This is a genomic window from Pseudomonas sp. TJI-51 (assembly GCF_000190455.2).
GTDB classification, from domain to species: domain Bacteria; phylum Pseudomonadota; class Gammaproteobacteria; order Pseudomonadales; family Pseudomonadaceae; genus Aquipseudomonas; species Aquipseudomonas juntendi.
In genome coordinates this window covers 1-1,665 of sequence record NZ_AEWE02000196.1, presented here as the reverse complement: position 1 = coordinate 1,665, position 1,665 = coordinate 1, and the positions used below count along the sequence as shown (strand labels likewise).

Below are 1,665 nucleotides of genomic sequence, written 5' to 3'. Positions count from 1 at the left end.
CCTAAGGCGATCCCTGTGGGAGCCTGGCTTGCCAGCGATGGGCCGCAAAGCGGCGCCGATTTTTGTCAGTTCTGCTCAGCCACGCTTGCCTTGCCTTGGCGCGTCTCGATCTCACCAATCAAGCGCTTGGCCAGCGCCGGGTAGTTCTCGTCGAAGTGGTGGCCGCCGGGCAGTTTCATGCGCTCGCCAACAGCCGTGCCATCGGTGCAGCCGCTTTCGTCAGCTTCCTCGACGCCATACACACACACCACCTTGGAGGCAGGCAGCTTGGCCATTTCCGGCCCGGTTGGCGCTTCCTGGCCTTCCTTGCCTAGCCAGCCCTCGACTTCGATTTCGAAACTGCCACTGCGGGCAAAGGCCAGCAGCACCACGGCGTCGATACGCTGCTGGTCTTCGGCCGGCAGGCGGTTGTAGATCGCCGGCAGTACGTCGGCACCGAATGAATAGCCGGCAAGCACGAAGCGCTTGGTGCCCCATTTCTGGCGATAGTGCTGCATCAGTTCGGACAGGTCGGCAGCGCTTTGCTCGGGGGTTTTGTGCTGCCAGTAATAGCGCAGTGTGTCGATGCCCACCACCGGGTAGCCCAGCTTGGCCATTTCGCCGGCGACGTCGCGGTCCAGGTCGCGCCAGCCGCCGTCGCCGGAAAGGAACAGGGTGACGGTATCGGTGGTTTGCCCGGCCGGCACCTCGACGACCGGGACTGGCAGCGCGTTGCCATCGCGGCCGAGCAAGGCCTGGGTCAGTTGCGCCTTGAGCACCTGCGGCAGGTGGATGTCGTAATCGCTGATGCTGGTTTCGGCATTGGCCTGGTCACGCACGAAGGCGGCGCTGGCGTCGTCCGGGTTGTCGTTCCAGGCCACGCTCCAGTGGCCATGCACCGCCGATTTGGGCAACGGCGCCTGGCAGCCGGGCTGCTCAAGGGCAAAGCCTACGGAAATGGCGCGGGCCTTGTCATCGCTCTGCCCGGCCAGCCAGCGCCAGGCCTGGGCGGCACCAGGTCCGATACCGGCGACCACGTCGGGTTTTGCCGGCAATTGCTTCAGGGCCTGGTCCAGCGCCTGTTGCTGCTTGCTGCAATCGTTCGGTGGCAGGATCACCTGCACCAGCTGCGCTTCGCCAGCCTGGGCCAGGTCCAGCAGTTGCTTGTCGCTCAGCGCCTGGTCCTGAGGCACGCCGATGGCCACGCTGACTTTGGGGTGCACGCCTGGCGTCACCCGGGTAATGGGGGTGTCATTGATGCTCATTTGTTCCAGGTGCGCCTCTGGGGCAGGGCGCGTCCACAGCCAGAACGCCAGCCCGCCACCCAGGGCAGCCAGCAACAGGGGAACCAGCAGGTACAGCCAATAGCGTCGGGTCATCAACGTTTCACCAATCCAGTCAGGCCGCCAGCAATGAGGGCGGCAGTGTCGGCCAGTGCCACCAGCGGGTCGAGCCCGGCTGGCACGGCCATGTAGCGGGGTTCCCAGTCCGGTTGGAACTTGTCCTTGAAGCGCCGGAGCCCCTGGAAGTTGTAAAGCTGCTCACCACGGCGGAACACCAGTGAGCCCAGGCGCTGGGTCAATGGCGCGCCACGCCGTGGCTGCAGGCCGGAGAGCGGCACCATACCCAGGCTGAAGCGCCCGTAGTCACGGCTTTTATAGTGCAAGTGTCCCGTCCTGAATAAGG

The 1,665-nt window shown here is 65.0% G+C and carries 2 protein-coding genes; both read right to left on the bottom strand.

The genetic code is table 11. The features are described 5' to 3' along the window. Nucleotides 1–65 precede the first annotated feature (65 nt). Nucleotides 66–1,358 carry a virulence factor family protein gene (locus G1E_RS26865; protein ID WP_009684693.1) on the bottom strand — a complete coding sequence of 431 codons (1,293 nt, stop codon included), beginning with the start codon at nt 1,356–1,358 and terminating at the stop codon, nt 66–68. Further along, the coding region (locus G1E_RS26860; protein ID WP_157050352.1) for a phosphatidylglycerol lysyltransferase domain-containing protein at nt 1,358–1,665 on the bottom strand (308 nt) is incomplete at its 5' end. The genes G1E_RS26865 and G1E_RS26860, both read right to left, overlap by 1 nt.